Origin of the sequence: Flavobacterium fluviatile (genome assembly GCF_010645065.1) — a bacterium.
Classification (GTDB): Bacteria; Bacteroidota; Bacteroidia; order Flavobacteriales; family Flavobacteriaceae; genus Flavobacterium; species Flavobacterium fluviatile.
In genome coordinates this window covers 1-566 of the sequence record NZ_JAADZW010000109.1, presented here as the reverse complement: position 1 = coordinate 566, position 566 = coordinate 1, and the positions used below count along the sequence as shown (strand labels likewise).

Sequence of the window (566 nt, the reverse complement as noted above, 5' to 3'; positions counted from 1 at the left end):
CTTAAGTCATCAGCATCATAAAAAACCATCCAATCCTCATGCATGTGCTTTCTAAAATTTAGGTCGAAAGTATCGTAAGCTCTTTCTTGTCCTTCAATCGTCGGGGTTAAACCATCACCTTTCATTTTGTTGGTGTATCCGGTTATTTTACCGTAGGTGCGTAAGAACTGGTTTAAGGTCATTTCGGTTTTATCTTCAAAGGCTATGAAACTCTTAACAAATTCCTGTACTTTTTCGACTCTTTCATTTTCAATCGCTTGTACGATCTGTTTGATACAACCGTCTTTATCGGGGAATAGGTGACGATGTTTTGACAAGTAATTATCATTAACTTGGTTTTCACTATTTGCCGTAACGTTGTGACCGGACCAGTTTAATACCATTTTTTCCTGAAAATGCTTTTCGTTGAACTTGTCAAAAAACTGTTCTATTGGTTTTGACTTAGCATTTTTAACCTTTGCAGGTGTAAAGTGCTTAGCGGTTGCCTCGTAGGTAGGTTGCAGGTTTTTAATTTGATAATGGTCTGTTTGTAATTGATACGGTTTGTATTTATTACCAAATAATTC

1 protein-coding gene is annotated in these 566 nt (G+C 36.2%); it reads right to left on the bottom strand.

Annotated elements, in window-relative coordinates; all coding sequences use genetic code 11:
- On the bottom strand, positions 1-566 hold a 566-nt coding region (locus tag GXM17_RS21495; protein WP_208796487.1), incomplete at both ends, for a hypothetical protein.